This window comes from Halomonas korlensis, assembly GCF_900116705.1.
GTDB lineage: Bacteria > Pseudomonadota > Gammaproteobacteria > Pseudomonadales > Halomonadaceae > Halomonas > Halomonas korlensis.
Window position 1 is genome coordinate 65,246 of the sequence record NZ_FPBP01000010.1, and the last position, 12,596, is coordinate 77,841.

The 12,596-nt window shown below is 63.2% G+C and carries 15 protein-coding genes; 6 read left to right on the forward strand and 9 right to left on the reverse strand.

Annotated elements, in window-relative coordinates:
• Positions 1-83: 83 nt before the first annotated feature.
• The 6 genes from BM341_RS13620 to BM341_RS13645 are packed head-to-tail and all read left to right on the forward strand — an operon-like array spanning position 84 to position 5,918.
• A complete protein-coding gene (locus tag BM341_RS13620; RefSeq protein ID WP_089796623.1) occupies positions 84-2,909 on the forward strand; it encodes a monovalent cation/H+ antiporter subunit A in 2,826 nt (941 codons plus the stop codon).
• Positions 2,909-3,253, forward strand: a complete 345-nt coding sequence (locus BM341_RS13625) for a Na+/H+ antiporter subunit C (RefSeq protein WP_089796624.1) — start codon at positions 2,909-2,911, stop codon at positions 3,251-3,253. The genes BM341_RS13620 and BM341_RS13625 overlap by 1 nt, the downstream gene beginning before the upstream one ends.
• A complete protein-coding gene (locus BM341_RS13630) occupies positions 3,250-4,758 on the forward strand; it encodes a monovalent cation/H+ antiporter subunit D (protein WP_089796625.1) in 1,509 nt (502 codons plus the stop codon). The genes BM341_RS13625 and BM341_RS13630 overlap by 4 nt, the downstream gene beginning before the upstream one ends.
• Positions 4,755-5,264, forward strand: a complete 510-nt coding sequence (locus BM341_RS13635) for a Na+/H+ antiporter subunit E (RefSeq protein WP_089796626.1) — start codon at positions 4,755-4,757, stop codon at positions 5,262-5,264. Before BM341_RS13630 ends, BM341_RS13635 begins: the two co-directional genes overlap by 4 nt.
• On the forward strand, positions 5,246-5,515 hold the full coding sequence (locus BM341_RS13640) for a K+/H+ antiporter subunit F (protein ID WP_089796627.1): 270 nt from the start codon (positions 5,246-5,248) through the stop codon (positions 5,513-5,515). The genes BM341_RS13635 and BM341_RS13640 overlap by 19 nt, the downstream gene beginning before the upstream one ends.
• 10 nt (positions 5,516-5,525) lie before the next feature.
• On the forward strand, positions 5,526-5,918 hold the full coding sequence (locus BM341_RS13645; RefSeq protein ID WP_089796628.1) for a Na+/H+ antiporter subunit G: 393 nt from the start codon (positions 5,526-5,528) through the stop codon (positions 5,916-5,918).
• 6 nt (positions 5,919-5,924) lie between these two features.
• Here BM341_RS13645 and hemH read toward each other — a convergent pair whose 3' ends face one another.
• The 9 genes from hemH to rlmB all read right to left on the reverse strand — a co-directional run bounded on the left by hemH (position 5,925) and on the right by rlmB (position 12,551).
• Entirely contained in the window at positions 5,925-6,998 is a 1,074-nt protein-coding gene (gene hemH, locus BM341_RS13650) for a ferrochelatase (protein WP_089796629.1), read from the reverse strand.
• A gap of 208 nt (positions 6,999-7,206) precedes the next feature.
• Positions 7,207-7,509 (reverse strand): DUF6482 family protein, encoded by a 303-nt coding sequence (locus BM341_RS13655; RefSeq protein ID WP_089796630.1) that lies wholly within the window; start codon positions 7,507-7,509, stop codon positions 7,207-7,209.
• 193 nt (positions 7,510-7,702) lie between these two features.
• Positions 7,703-7,996 (reverse strand): Hint domain-containing protein, encoded by a 294-nt coding sequence (locus BM341_RS13660; RefSeq protein ID WP_089796631.1) that lies wholly within the window; start codon positions 7,994-7,996, stop codon positions 7,703-7,705.
• Between the two features lie 66 nt (positions 7,997-8,062).
• A complete protein-coding gene (gene dnaB, locus BM341_RS13665) occupies positions 8,063-9,451 on the reverse strand; it encodes a replicative DNA helicase (RefSeq protein WP_089796632.1) in 1,389 nt (462 codons plus the stop codon).
• 193 nt (positions 9,452-9,644) lie between these two features.
• On the reverse strand, positions 9,645-10,091 hold the full coding sequence (gene rplI, locus BM341_RS13670) for a 50S ribosomal protein L9 (protein ID WP_089796633.1): 447 nt from the start codon (positions 10,089-10,091) through the stop codon (positions 9,645-9,647).
• A 15-nt stretch (positions 10,092-10,106) separates the two neighbouring features.
• The gene (locus tag BM341_RS13675; RefSeq protein WP_089796634.1) at positions 10,107-10,958 is read right to left on the reverse strand and encodes a hypothetical protein; all 852 of its coding nucleotides are present in this window, start codon (positions 10,956-10,958) and stop codon (positions 10,107-10,109) included.
• A gap of 11 nt (positions 10,959-10,969) precedes the next feature.
• Positions 10,970-11,197, reverse strand: coding sequence for a 30S ribosomal protein S18 (gene rpsR / locus BM341_RS13680; protein WP_089712195.1), 228 nt, complete (start codon positions 11,195-11,197; stop codon positions 10,970-10,972).
• 32 nt (positions 11,198-11,229) lie between these two features.
• Positions 11,230-11,601, reverse strand: coding sequence for a 30S ribosomal protein S6 (gene rpsF, locus BM341_RS13685; protein ID WP_089796635.1), 372 nt, complete (start codon positions 11,599-11,601; stop codon positions 11,230-11,232).
• Positions 11,602-11,756: 155 nt separating this feature from the next.
• Positions 11,757-12,551 (reverse strand): 23S rRNA (guanosine(2251)-2'-O)-methyltransferase RlmB, encoded by a 795-nt coding sequence (gene rlmB / locus BM341_RS13690; RefSeq protein ID WP_089796698.1) that lies wholly within the window; start codon positions 12,549-12,551, stop codon positions 11,757-11,759.
• Between the last annotated feature and the right edge of the window lie 45 nt (positions 12,552-12,596).

A 12,596-nucleotide genomic window follows, 5' to 3' on the forward strand; every position in this document is an offset into this window, starting at 1 on the left:
AAGCGACGCCTGGCGCCAGCGTCGTTCAACCACAGGCGGACAGCCTCCTCTCGCTTACCGAAACCGTGCAGGAAGACTGATCGATGACGTTGTTCTGGATAGCTCTGTTGCCGCTTTTCGGTTCCTTGGTTCCGGCCTTCACTGCCAGGCGCGGACGCCGCGAATGTTCCCTGGCAACCGCCGTGCTGCCTGCCGTTGCCCTGCTGTTGATGCTGTTCCAGGTGCCAAGCCTGGCCGCTGGAGAAATGCTGCGTTTCTCCGTTGACTGGCTGCCCAGCCTGGGACTGGAGCTGGCCTTTCGCCTGGACGGCCTGTCGTTGTTGTTCAATCTGTTGATCCTGGGCATCGGGCTGCTGATTCTGCTTTATGCGCATTTCTATCTTTCACCCGACGAGCCTTTCGGGCGTTTCTACGCCTACCTGATCCTGTTCATGGCCTCCATGGTCGGCATCGCCATGTCCGACAACCTGATCCTGCTGTGGTTGTTCTGGGAACTCACCAGCCTCTCCTCTTTCCTGTTGATCGGCTTCTGGTCGCATCGCAGCGATGCGCGCAAGGGCGCCCGCATGGCCCTGACCGTGACTGGCACGGGGGGCCTGGCGCTGTTGGCCGGCTTGCTGCTGCTCGGCGATATGGTCGGCAGCTTCGACATGAACGTGGTACTCGAAAGCGGCGAGGCGATCCGGGCCGACTCGCGCTACCCGCTGATGCTGTCGCTCGTGCTGTTGGGCGCCTTCACCAAGTCGGCACAGTTTCCCTTCCACTTCTGGCTACCACACGCCATGGCCGCTCCCACGCCGGTGTCGGCCTACCTGCACTCGGCGACCATGGTCAAGGCCGGCATCTTTCTGATGGCGAGGCTACATCCGGCCATTGCCGGCAGCGAGCTGTGGTCCGCGGTCGTCGCGCTGGTCGGCACAGCCACCCTGCTTTACGGCGCCTGGTTCGCCCTGCTCAAGACCGACCTCAAGGCTATTCTGGCCTTTTCCACGGTCAGCCACCTGGGGTTGATCACCATGCTGCTGGGCATCGGTAGCCCCATGGCGGTGCTTGCGGCCCTCTTCCATATTCTCAATCACGCCGCCTTCAAGGCGGCGCTGTTCATGGGGGCGGGGATCATCGACCACGAGACGGGAACCCGTGAGCTCGGCAAGCTGGGCGGCCTTCGTCGGGCGATGCCGATCACCGCCCTGCTCATGTCCCTGGCCGGTGCCGCAATGGCGGGCGTGCCGCTGTTCAATGGTTTTCTCTCCAAGGAGATGTTCTTCACCGAAACCCTCGCCACGCCGGTACTGGGTGGGCTCAGTTGGCTGTTGCCACTACTGGCAACACTAGGCGGCATCCTGTCCGTTGGCTACTCGCTGCGCCTGGTGCATGCCGTCTTCTTCAAACCGCCCCGCCAGGCGCCCCCCAAGCCACCTCACGAGCCGCCGCGGCTGATGCACGCGCCCGTGGCGATCCTGGTCGCCATCTGCATACTGGTGGGGCTGTTCCCCGCTGCGCTTGCCACCGGGCTTCTCGAGCTTGCCACCGAGGCTGTGCTTGGGGAGTCACTGGATTTCCACCTGGCCATCTGGCATGGCGTCAACCTGCCGCTGCTGATGAGCCTGGTGGCGCTGGGGGCCGGGGCCGCAAGCTACCTGTGGCATCCGCAGCTTCGTCGCCTGATCCGCTCCTTCCACCCGGTTGACGCTCGCCTGGTGTTCGAAGGCGCCATCCAGCGGCTGGTCCGCGGCTCGGAGGCTGCCATCACCCGGCTGGACGGTGGTTCGCTGCAACGCTACATGAGCTATCTCTGGCTGGCAGCACTGGTTACCGGTGGCCTGGGCCTCGCCGGCATGCCGGTGCTTACCGGGGAGCATGGCAATCAGCCCGTCGATGCCGTCCTCTTGCTGGGTGCCGGCCTGCTGATCTTCGGTGGCCTGGGCACCGTACTCACCCATCGCCACCGACTGATATCGCTGCTGATGCTCTCGGTGGTAGGGCTGGTGGTGGCGCTGACCTTCGCCCGCTTCTCGGCACCCGACCTGGCCTTGACCCAGCTCTCGGTTGAAGTGGTGACCATGATCCTGCTGATGCTGGCGCTGTTTTTCCTGCCACAGAAGACCGTCCGCGAGTCGTCTCCGATGCGCAATCTTCGCGACATCCTGCTGGCCGGCGCTTTGGGAGCCGTGGTCGCGAGCCTCAACTACGCGGTGCTCACCCGCGACAATGCCCCGATCTCGGGTTTTTTCATCGACAACAGCGTACCCGGCGGCGGCGGCCACAACGTGGTCAATGTGATCCTGGTGGACTTCCGCGGCTTCGATACCCTAGGTGAAATCACCGTTCTCGCACTGGCTGGCCTGGCAATCTTCAAGCTGCTCAACCGCCTGCGGCTGTTCATGCCGCACAGTGACGGCGAGGGGCGTGTCTGGTCACCGGACCGCTATCCAATGATCCTGACAACGATTTCCCAGGCCATCCTGCCGCTGGCTCTGCTGGTCTCGGCGTTTATCTTCCTGCGCGGGCACAATCTTCCTGGAGGCGGCTTTATTGCCGGCCTGATCACCGCCGTGGCGCTGATCCTGGTGTACATGTCCCGCGGTGTGGAATGGGTTCAGCAGCGGCTCGACTTTCCCTATCAGCCGGTTGCCGTCGCCGGCGTGGCGATCGCCACGCTGACCGGCCTGGGCAGCTGGCTGTTCGGTCGGCCCTTCCTGACCTCGGCATTCGGTTATTTCAAGCTGCCGCTGGTGGGCGAGTTCGAGCTGGCCACCGCGATGCTCTTCGATCTAGGCGTCTTTCTTGCCGTGGTCGGCGCCACCCTGATGATCCTTGCCAACCTCGGCAAGCTGACGACGACCCATCGTCCGACGAAACAGCTTCCCCCACCCACCGCCGACCCAGCCAGCAAGGAGAAGCGCTGATGGAAAGCCTTTACGCCATCACCACCGGCCTACTTTCGGCCTGTGGGTTCTACCTGACCCTGCGTGGACGCACCTTCCCGGTGGTCGTCGGCCTCACCCTGCTGTCCTATGCGGTGAACCTGTTCCTGTTCTCCATGGGCGGACTGACCACCGACGGTGCGGCCATCGTCAATGGGCCGGCGGCCTATGCCGACCCGCTGCCCCAGGCGCTTGTGTTGACGGCCATCGTCATCGGCTTCGCCATGACCGCCTTCGTGGTGATCCTGGCGATGCGCGCCCGGGGCGAAATGGGCAACGACCACGTCGACGGCCGCAAGCATGACGACGGGGAGGAGCGTCGATGATAGACCACCTGATCGTCCTGCCCGTGGTACTCCCCCTGGTTGCCGGTATTCTGCTGCTCTACGACCGTCAGGGCCGCACACGTACCAAGCGGTTGATCGGCGTCGGCGCCACGGCGCTGCTGGTCGTCGTGGGCATTGCTCTGGTCGCGTGCGCCAGCAGCGGCGAAGTGACGTTCTACGCGCTCGGTGACTGGCAACCGCCCTTCGGCATCGTGCTGGTACTCGACCGCCTCTCGGCGCTGATGGTGCTGCTGACCGCCTTGCTGGCGCTCGGCGCGGTGGTCTTCGCCTGCGCCGGTGACGACGAGCAGGGCAGTAATTTTCACGGCCTGTTCCAGTGGCAGTTGCTGGGCATCAACGGTGCCTTCCTTACCGGTGACCTGTTCAACCTCTTCGTGTTCTTCGAGGTACTGCTGCTGGCCTCCTACGCCCTGCTGATGCATGGCGGCGGCAAGGCACGCATCCAGGCCGGGGTGCACTATGTGGTGCTCAATCTGGCCGGTTCGTCGCTGTTTCTGATCGCCGTCGGGGTGCTGTATGGCGCCACCGGCACCCTCAACATGGCCGATATGGCGGTACGACTGACCGAACTGCCCGCCGAGCGCACCGGCCTGGTCAGCGCCGGCGCCCTGATGCTGCTGGTGGTCTTCGGCCTGAAGGCAGCGATCCTGCCTCTCTACTTCTGGTTGCCACGGGCCTATTCGGCGGCGCCCGCGCCGGTGGCAGCGCTGTTTGCGATCATGACCAAGGTCGGTATCTACGCCATCCTGCGGGTCTATTCACTGATCTTCGGCGAGCAGGCCGGCCCCCTTGAAGCCCTCGGGCAATCCTGGGTCTGGTGGCTGTCGCTGGCCACCCTGGCGGTGGCCGGCATCGGTGTGCTGGCGGCGCGCGACCTGCGCCTGCTGGTGGCCTATCTGGTGCTGGTATCAGTGGGCACCTTGCTGGCCGGGATCGGGATGGGCTCGCCGAAAGCCGTCTCGGCGCTGCTCTACTATCTGATACACACCACCCTGGTCACTGGCGGCCTGTTCCTGCTTGCCGAGCTGATCGGCCTGCAGCGGGGCAAGGCGGGCACCCGGCTGGTCAAGGGCCGCCCCTTGCAGAAAGGCGGCTGGCTGGCGGGGCTCTTCCTGTTGGGCGCCGTGTCGGTGGCGGGGCTGCCGCCGCTTTCCGGCGCCCTGGGGAAGGCGCTGATGCTCGAGGCGGCAGAAGTCGGCCAGCGGCCCTGGATCTGGCCGATGCTGCTGGGCACCAGCCTGTGCGCGCTGGTCGCCCTGTCGCGCGCCGGCTCGACACTGTTCTGGCGAAGCCAGGGTGAACCCGGCGGACAGCCCTTGTCGCGCCACCGCTGGTTCGGGGTGGCCTGGCTGCTGGGGGCGTCACCGCTGCTGGTGGTCCTCGCGGGCCCGGTCAGCGAGTACACGCTGGCCACCGCCAACCAGTTGGCCAACCCCGCCATCGTCATCGATGCCCTGCTGAACGACGCCGGAGACGCCCCATGATCAAGCCTCGTGCCTGGCTTCCAACGCCATTGTTGTCGATCCTGCTACTAGTAGTCTGGCTGCTCCTGGTGCGCAGCCTGGCGTTCGGTCATTTCCTGCTCGGCGGCGTACTGGCTGTCGCGATTCCGTTGGCCACCTATCGCTTCTGGGACCTCGAGCCGCATGTCAGCAACCCCTGGCTGCTGCTGCGCTTCGCGCTGCGGGTGCTCGGTGACATCGTCATCGCCAACGTCGAGGTGGCCTGGCTGATCATCAATCCCTGGCGGCGGCTACAGCCTCACTTCATCGAATACCCCCTGATGCTGGAGAAGCGTTTCACCATTACCTTGCTGGCCAATACCATCAGCCTGACGCCGGGCACGGTGTCGGCCAACCTGCGCATGGACGGCAAGACGCTGCTGATTCACGCCCTGCACGTCGATGACGAGGAGGCGCTGATCGCGCAGATCCGCGAGCGCTACGAACGTCCTCTCAAGGAGATCTACGAATGCTCGACACCGCCCTGACGTTCAGCCTTGCCATGGTGGTCCTGGCCCTGCTGCTCAACGTCTACCGTCTCGCCAAGGGACCCGACATGCCGGACCGCCTGCTGGCGCTGGACACCATGTATGTCAACGCGATTGCGCTGATCGTGCTGATGGGGCTATGGCTCAACACCAAGACCTACTTCGAATCGGCGCTGTTGATCGCCATGCTCGGATTCATTAGCACCGTGGCGGTCTGCAAGTACCTGCTGCGCGGCGATATCATCGAATGAGGACAAACGGATGACCCACTACGTGATCCTGGAAGGCGTCATTGCTTTCCTGTTGGTGGCCGGCGGCGCCTTCGTGCTGATCGGCTCGCTGGGTATGGCCCACTTGCGCGACTTCTACATGCGCCTGCACGGCCCCACCAAGGCCACCACCCTGGGTATCGGCTGCATGCTGATGGCCTCGATGCTGTATTTCTGGGTCGTGGACGGCAGGCCCGACGCTCAGGAAGTGCTGATTACGCTCTTTCTGTTCATCACCGCTCCGGTCAGCGCCCACCTGATGGCCAAGACCGGCCTCCACCTGCAGCTGCGCCACGTCGACAAGACCCAGGGCCGCCCTTCCGAGCTGCGCAAGGAGGAAATCGGCGAGAAGCCGGTGCTGCACCCCGACCGCGGCCATGGCTGAGGGCAGCTAGAGCCAGCCGCCCAGCTCGTTGCGAATGATCGTGAGCAGGGCGGCGATATGGTCGTCGCGGTCGTTGAGGCAAGGGATATAGGTGAACGTCTCGCCCCCGGCCGCCTCGAAGCTATCCTTGATCTCCTCGTTGATCTCCTCGAGCGTCTCCACGCAGTCCGACGAGAACGCCGGAGACACCACCGCGATGTGCTTCTTGCCCTGTCGGGCCAGCTCGGCGACATGATCGACGGTCGCCGGCCCTACCCATTCCTCGGGGCCGAACTTTGACTGGAAGGTCGTGACGATTTCCTCATCGCGCCACCCCAACCGCTCCTTCAGAAGCCGTGTCGTCTTTTGGCACTGGCAATGGTAGGGATCGCCTTCCATCAGGTAACGCTTGGGAACACCATGGTAGGAGGCCACCAGCACGTCGGGGGTCGACTCGGCGGCCGAATAGGCCTCGCGGACTGAGTTGCTGAGCGCCTCGAGGTAGTCCGGGTGCTCGAAGTAGGCGGGCACCGTGCGCAATGATGGCTGCCACTTGAGCGTCATCAGGGTGCGAAAGACCTGGTCGTTGGCGGTGGCGGTCGTCGGACCCGCATATTGCGGGTAGAGCGGAAAGAACAGGATCTTCTCGCAGCCCTGCGCCTGCATGCGTCGCAGCACGCTGTCGGTGGAGGGATTGCCGTAGCGCATGCAGAAATCCACCACCACGTCGTCGCCATAGGCTTCATGCAAGCCCTCGGCAATCTTGCGCGTCTGGTCGCGGGTCGTCGTCAGTAGCGGACTCTCGTCCTTTTCGGTGTTCCAGATTCCCCGATAGGCCTCGCCGGACTTGAAGGGCCGCCGGGTCAGGATCACCAGCTGCAGCAGCGGCTGCCAGAGCCAGGCAGAATAATCGACGACTCGCTTATCGGAGAGAAATTCACTTAGGTACCGGCGCATGGACCAATAATCGGTGGCGTCGGGGGTGCCCAGGTTGGCCAGCAGTACCCCCACTTTCTTGCGCGGCACCGCCGGGTGGTCAACTGGGGCGTGGGCCAGGCGTCCGCTGCCGGGCGGATCAAGTTCCGAGTTCTCTGAACGCATGCGTCGGGTTCCTCTGGTCGCTATCGGACGTGGACCGATAGTCTATCAGGCGGATCGCCACCAGGCAGGATGAAGTTGTACTATCGACGCGATCTGTACAGCTTGAGATCAGCTCTCGAAAGACCGTCAGGCTTCGGCAACCGGACACGGCTTACCGCCGACGACACTGGAAACCCCGATGGGCGGCGGTAGAGACAGACAGGAGTGATCAAAATACCAGCGGCATGCGGGATGTCAGTGGATCGTGATAATGCGCCTCGTGACCGATCATCTCGTCGTGGGGCACCTGTTGGACCAGATAGGCGCGATGTATGCCGGCACGCTTGAGCTCCAGATAGACGTCATCGAGCGAACGGAACAATCCCGGCTTGCCGCGTCGGGTGATCATATGGCGCCTGCCTTCGCTATCCTCGACCTCGATCTGATAGAAATGACTGCCGGCGTGGGTGATAACGCGGACCTCGATATTGTCGTGCCGCGCCACGAAATCCTTGAGTTCCTGAAATTCCATGGATATTGCCTCCCTGATAGACGGGCCATCGATGCCGTGGCACAAGGTAGAGCCCAAGCGGTGACAGAAAATGCGTGGCGTTCAGCGTGACGGCACTCGATGACATTGGTATATCATTAACATGTCATTCCTGTGACCCTGACCGACCCGTCAGGTTCCTGTGCGATTGCCCGTCAGGTTCCCGCTCTACTGTCTATTGATAGTCGGCGGGGTCGATCGCCTTGCCCAGCGACCGGCGGTCCACCCACTTGCCCGCGCGAGTTTCCTTGTAGCGGAACACCACCTTGTCGCCAACCTCGACCGGGACTTCCGAATCTTCGGTCTGATAGCTGTACGCCTCGCCATCCACTATCAGGTGGTAGCGATAGAGGTCGGGCATGCCCAGCCACTCCTTGAAAGGGCCTTCGCGCTCGAGCGATTCAAGCTCGCCACGTCCTTCCAGTTTCGGGGTTCGCTGACGGTTACCGCGCCGGAATCCAGCTGCCATGATGCCTCCTTCCTGTGGGAACAAGTCGCGGATTATACGGGGCTCGTCTCGGGGCTCAAGGGAGAGTTAGTCGCCAAACGCCTGCCCATAGCTGTCGGGCGCGAGATCCTCGAAACGGGTGTACTTGCCGATGAAGGCCATGTGCACGGTACCGATAGGCCCATTACGCTGTTTGCCGATAATCAGCTCGGCGATCCCCTGATTATCGGGATTGTCGGGGTTGTACACCTCGTCGCGATAGACGAAGGCGATGATATCGGCATCCTGCTCGATGGCCCCCGACTCGCGCAAGTCGGACATCACCGGGCGCTTGTTGGGGCGCTGCTCCAGCGAGCGATTAAGCTGGGAGAGCGCCACCACCGGGCAGCCGAACTCCTTGGCTAACCCCTTGAGCGAGCGAGAGATTTCCGAAATCTCACCGGTGCGATTCTCCGAGAAGCCCGGGATCTGCATTAACTGAAGATAGTCGATCATGATCAACGACATGTTGCCGTGTTCGCGCATCAGGCGGCGCACCCGCGAGCGCATCTCGTTGGGTGAGAGGGCCGCGGTATCGTCGATGAACAGCTGCTTGTCCTTGAGCAGGTTGACCGCCGAGGTCAGCCGCGGCCAGTCCTCGTCCTCGAGCTGCCCGGTGCGCACCCGGGTCTGGTCGATGCGCCCCAGCGAGGAGAGCATGCGCAGCATCAGCGAATCGGCGGGCATTTCCATCGAAAACACCATCACAGGCTTGTCGCTGGCGATCACCGCGTGCTCGACCACGTTCATCGCAAAGGTTGTCTTGCCCATCGATGGCCGACCGGCAATGATCACCAGGTCCGAGGGCTGCAGGCCCGAGGTCATCTCGTCGAGATCACGAAAACCGGTGGAGAGCCCGGTCATCTCGCCCTGCATGTTGAACAGCTCGTCGATGCGATCGACCGCCTTGGCCAGCAGCTCACTCATGCCGATCGGGCCGCCTGACTTGGGGCGCTCTTCGCTGATCTGAAAGACCAGCCGCTCGGCCTCATCGACCAGCTCGTCGGCCGGCCGGCCCTGGGGGCTGAACGCGCCCTCGGCGATCTGGCCCGCGGCACGGATCAGCTTGCGCAGGGTGGCGCGTTCACGGACGATGTCGCAGTAGGCGCGGATATTGCTCGCCGAAGGCGTATTGCGGGCCAGCTCGGCCAGATAAGCCAGGCCACCGACCGTACCCAGCTGATCCCGACCTTCCAGGGCCTCGGAGAGCGTCACGACATCCAAAGGACGCCCGCCCTCGGCCAGGCTGACCATGACGTTGAAGATCAGCCGATGCTCGTAACGATAGAAATCGTCAGCCACCAGGCGCTCGGAGACGTTGTCCCAGGCCAGGTTGTCGAGCATCAGGCCGCCCAGCACCGACTGTTCGGCTTCAAGCGAATGCGGCGGCACCTTGAGGGCGGCGGTTTCCTGATCGAACTCGAGGGTGTCGTTCATGATAGAGCAGTTCTCGGATGAGACGGCTGGAATAGTCTACTCCAACGTCATGCCCGCCCACAGGGCGCTATGACGCCAGCGCCGCGACAGACACCTCGGCCCGAGATGTCGCATCACGCCTTCAGCCGAGCAAAAGAAAGAGGCGCAGGGACTCGGTCCCCACGCCTCCTGATCATACCTACCGCTAGGCCGATTACTCGGCCACCACCACGACTCTAACGGTGGCGTTGACTTCGGCATGCAGATGCAGGGCGATGTCGTACTCGCCGGTCTGGCGGATCGGACCTTCCGGCATGCGCACTTCGCTCTTGGCGACGTCGATGCCGGCAGAGGCGATGGCCTCGGCCAGATCGCGCGGCCCGATGGATCCGAAGAGCTTGCCTTCGTCACCGGCCTTGGAGACCAGCGAAAGCTCGATCTCATTCAGCTGGGCGGCGCGGCTCTCGGCCTCGGCCTTGCGATCGGCGGCCTGGGCCTCGAGCTCGCTGCGCTGGGCCTCGAATGCGGCGACGTTATCCTTGGTTGCCGGTACGGCCAGGCCGTAGGGCACCAGGTAGTTACGGCCATAGCCGGGCTTGACGGTGACCTGGTCACCCAGACCGCCCAGTTTGCCAATCTTGTCGAGCAGAATGACGTTCATCTCGTAAACCTCTTGTCAGTGGCGACTGGCCAGACGCCCGCGAAAGTCCGCAAAGACATCGATGAAGGCCAGCAGCAGCACGATGAGAATCATGGGCCAGGTGGTGATCAACAGCGCATAGAAGGCGACCAGCCACAACCCGTTCATTCCCTTTAAACCAATAACCCCATGTACCAGCGCGATACCCCCGATCAACAAGGGCACCCACAGCAGCATGCCAAGCCCAGGAAGGCCCAACAGCATGCCGATCACCCCGAGAACGGCCAGTACGGCAAGTTCCCTGATGGTCAGACGCAGGCCGTGGAACTCCTCGCGAAACCCGCCGGGATTGTAGAGCCCCGCCTGCCAGCCACGCGCCAACGCCAGGCAACCCACCGCTGCGAGCAGCACGATCAGACCGGTGACACCACTGATCAGAAGCGATGCCACCTGCTCGGTATCCATCCCCTGCCGGGTCAGCTCAGTGAGCATGGTCTCGATTTCCGGCGATCCCTGACGCAACTGCTCCAGCATCGGGCCCGCGCCCCCCGGCGGCAGGAAGATTCCCAACTGGATCATGCCCGCCCCGGCCAGGGCGCCCGCGATCAAGGCCTCGCTCCAGCGCATGCGGGAGCGAAGCACCACCGCCATCAGCGTCACCAGCAGGATGCTGGCCAACGGGATGGCATCGCCCCGCGTCCACCACCAGCCTGCCGGCAAGGCGGCGGCCACAATCACCGGTAACGCCGGGGACATGCCTCGCCGCAAGGTGACCAAAGCGGTGATGGCCGCCCCCAGCCAGAACAGCCAAGGGATAAGCGTCGAGACGACCACAGCTCCAATGGCATAGGGCGTACCACGCATCGTCCATCGGGCGATCGACAGCATCTCGCTAGTGCTTACTGGTGACTATCGGTGTAGGGCAACAGCGCCAGATAACGTGCCCGCTTGATGGCGGAGGACAGCTGACGCTGATAACGAGCCTTGGTCCCGGTGATGCGGCTGGGAACGATCTTGCCGGTCTCGGTAATATAGGCCTTGAGCGTATCCAGATCCTTGTAATCGATCTGCTTCACGCCTTCGGCGGTAAAACGACAGAACTTACGGCGACGGAAAAAACGTGCCATGAAATGACTCCTTCAAACGTACGATGGGTGGCTTAAGCAGTTTCGGCGCTGCGCGGCTTGTCTTCGCGGCGCGGACGCTTCTCTTCCGCCGGCTTCATCATCGGCGACGCCTCGGTGATCGCTTCCTTCGCGCGTACCACCAGGCTACGAATGATGGCATCGTTGAAGCGGAAGATATTCTCGATCTCGTCGAGAGTCTCGCCGCTGCACTCGATATTCATCAGCACGTAGTGAGCCTTGTGAATCTTGTTGATTGGGTAGGCCATGTGACGGCGGCCCCAATCTTCCAGACGATGCACGGTACCGCCATTCTCGGTAACGAGCCCAGTATAGCGCTCGACCATGGCGGGGACCTGCTCGCTCTGGTCCGGGTGGACCATGAAGACGATTTCGTAATGACGCATTGGATCTCCTTGCGGTTTGGCAGCTTCCGCATTGAGGATGTCGATCGCTCAGGGGAAGCAAGGAGTGATTGCCAAGTTTCCTTGGCAGCAAGCGAATTGGCTTGCCACACACAATTCCGCTCGAGGGACGAGCGGGCGCAGGTATTCTAGTGAGCTCAGCCCCGGGATGCAAGGCAGCGCTGGCGTACTGCCTCGAAAAGACAGATGCCCGTGGCCACCGACACATTCAGGCTGGAGACGCTACCGGCCATGGGGAGTTTGACCAGAGTGTCGCAGGCCTCGCGGGTCAGCCGACGCATGCCCTTGCCTTCCGCGCCCATCACCAGCGCTACTGGACCGGTGAAATCGGTATCGAACAGGCTCGCTTTGGCCTCGCCCGCGGTACCGGTGATCCAGACGCCGCCCGCCTTCAACCTGGCCATGGCCCTGGCCAGGTTGGTGACCTGATACACCGGCACGGTTTCCGCCGCACCGCAGGCCACCTTGCGCACCGCCGCATTGAGCGGGGCGGCCTTGTCCTTGGGCACGATCACGCCATGAACGCCGGCAGCATCGGCGCTGCGCAGGCAGGCGCCGAAATTGTGCACGTCGGTAATACCATCCAGCACCAGCAGCAAAGGGGGAGTAGCCTGAGCCCAGTTATCGAGACGCCACCAAAGCGTTGCTTCAGCCTCGAAGGCCAGCGGCGTGGTGAAGGCAACGATGCCCTGATGGGCGGCCCCCTGAGCCAGGCGCTCGAGGTCGTCGCGTGGCCGGGCCTGGACGCGAGCGCCACCCTGGCGGGCCGACTCGACCAGTTCGGCGAGCCGTGCGCCCGCGCTGCCTTCCTGAACCCAGAGCTCGCGCGGTATCTCACCGCGCTCCAGCAAGGCCCGAACGGCATGCACGCCGAACACCGACTCGAGACCGCCGGGAGCGCCTTCGCCGCGGCGGGGACTGCGTTTCTTCATGCCCATGGAATCACTCTGCCGGCTTCACGATGACGAGGAACATCG

Excerpts from the sequence above, each read along its gene's own strand:
- BM341_RS13620 (WP_089796623.1), top strand. The coding sequence starts at position 84 with ATGACGTTGTTCTGGATAGCTCTGTTGCCGCTTTTCGGTTCCTTGGTT.
- BM341_RS13625 (WP_089796624.1), top strand. The coding sequence starts at position 2,909 with ATGGAAAGCCTTTACGCCATCACCACCGGCCTACTTTCGGCCTGTGGG.
- BM341_RS13630 (WP_089796625.1), top strand. The coding sequence starts at position 3,250 with ATGATAGACCACCTGATCGTCCTGCCCGTGGTACTCCCCCTGGTTGCC.
- BM341_RS13635 (WP_089796626.1), top strand. The coding sequence starts at position 4,755 with ATGATCAAGCCTCGTGCCTGGCTTCCAACGCCATTGTTGTCGATCCTG.
- BM341_RS13640 (WP_089796627.1), top strand. The coding sequence starts at position 5,246 with ATGCTCGACACCGCCCTGACGTTCAGCCTTGCCATGGTGGTCCTGGCC.
- BM341_RS13645 (WP_089796628.1), top strand. The coding sequence starts at position 5,526 with ATGACCCACTACGTGATCCTGGAAGGCGTCATTGCTTTCCTGTTGGTG.
- hemH (WP_089796629.1), bottom strand. The coding sequence starts at position 6,998 with ATGCGTTCAGAGAACTCGGAACTTGATCCGCCCGGCAGCGGACGCCTG.
- BM341_RS13655 (WP_089796630.1), bottom strand. The coding sequence starts at position 7,509 with ATGGAATTTCAGGAACTCAAGGATTTCGTGGCGCGGCACGACAATATC.
- BM341_RS13660 (WP_089796631.1), bottom strand. The coding sequence starts at position 7,996 with ATGGCAGCTGGATTCCGGCGCGGTAACCGTCAGCGAACCCCGAAACTG.
- dnaB (WP_089796632.1), bottom strand. The coding sequence starts at position 9,451 with ATGAACGACACCCTCGAGTTCGATCAGGAAACCGCCGCCCTCAAGGTG.
- rplI (WP_089796633.1), bottom strand. The coding sequence starts at position 10,091 with ATGAACGTCATTCTGCTCGACAAGATTGGCAAACTGGGCGGTCTGGGT.
- BM341_RS13675 (WP_089796634.1), bottom strand. The coding sequence starts at position 10,958 with ATGCTGTCGATCGCCCGATGGACGATGCGTGGTACGCCCTATGCCATT.
- rpsR (WP_089712195.1), bottom strand. The coding sequence starts at position 11,197 with ATGGCACGTTTTTTCCGTCGCCGTAAGTTCTGTCGTTTTACCGCCGAA.
- rpsF (WP_089796635.1), bottom strand. The coding sequence starts at position 11,601 with ATGCGTCATTACGAAATCGTCTTCATGGTCCACCCGGACCAGAGCGAG.
- rlmB (WP_089796698.1), bottom strand. The coding sequence starts at position 12,551 with ATGAAGAAACGCAGTCCCCGCCGCGGCGAAGGCGCTCCCGGCGGTCTC.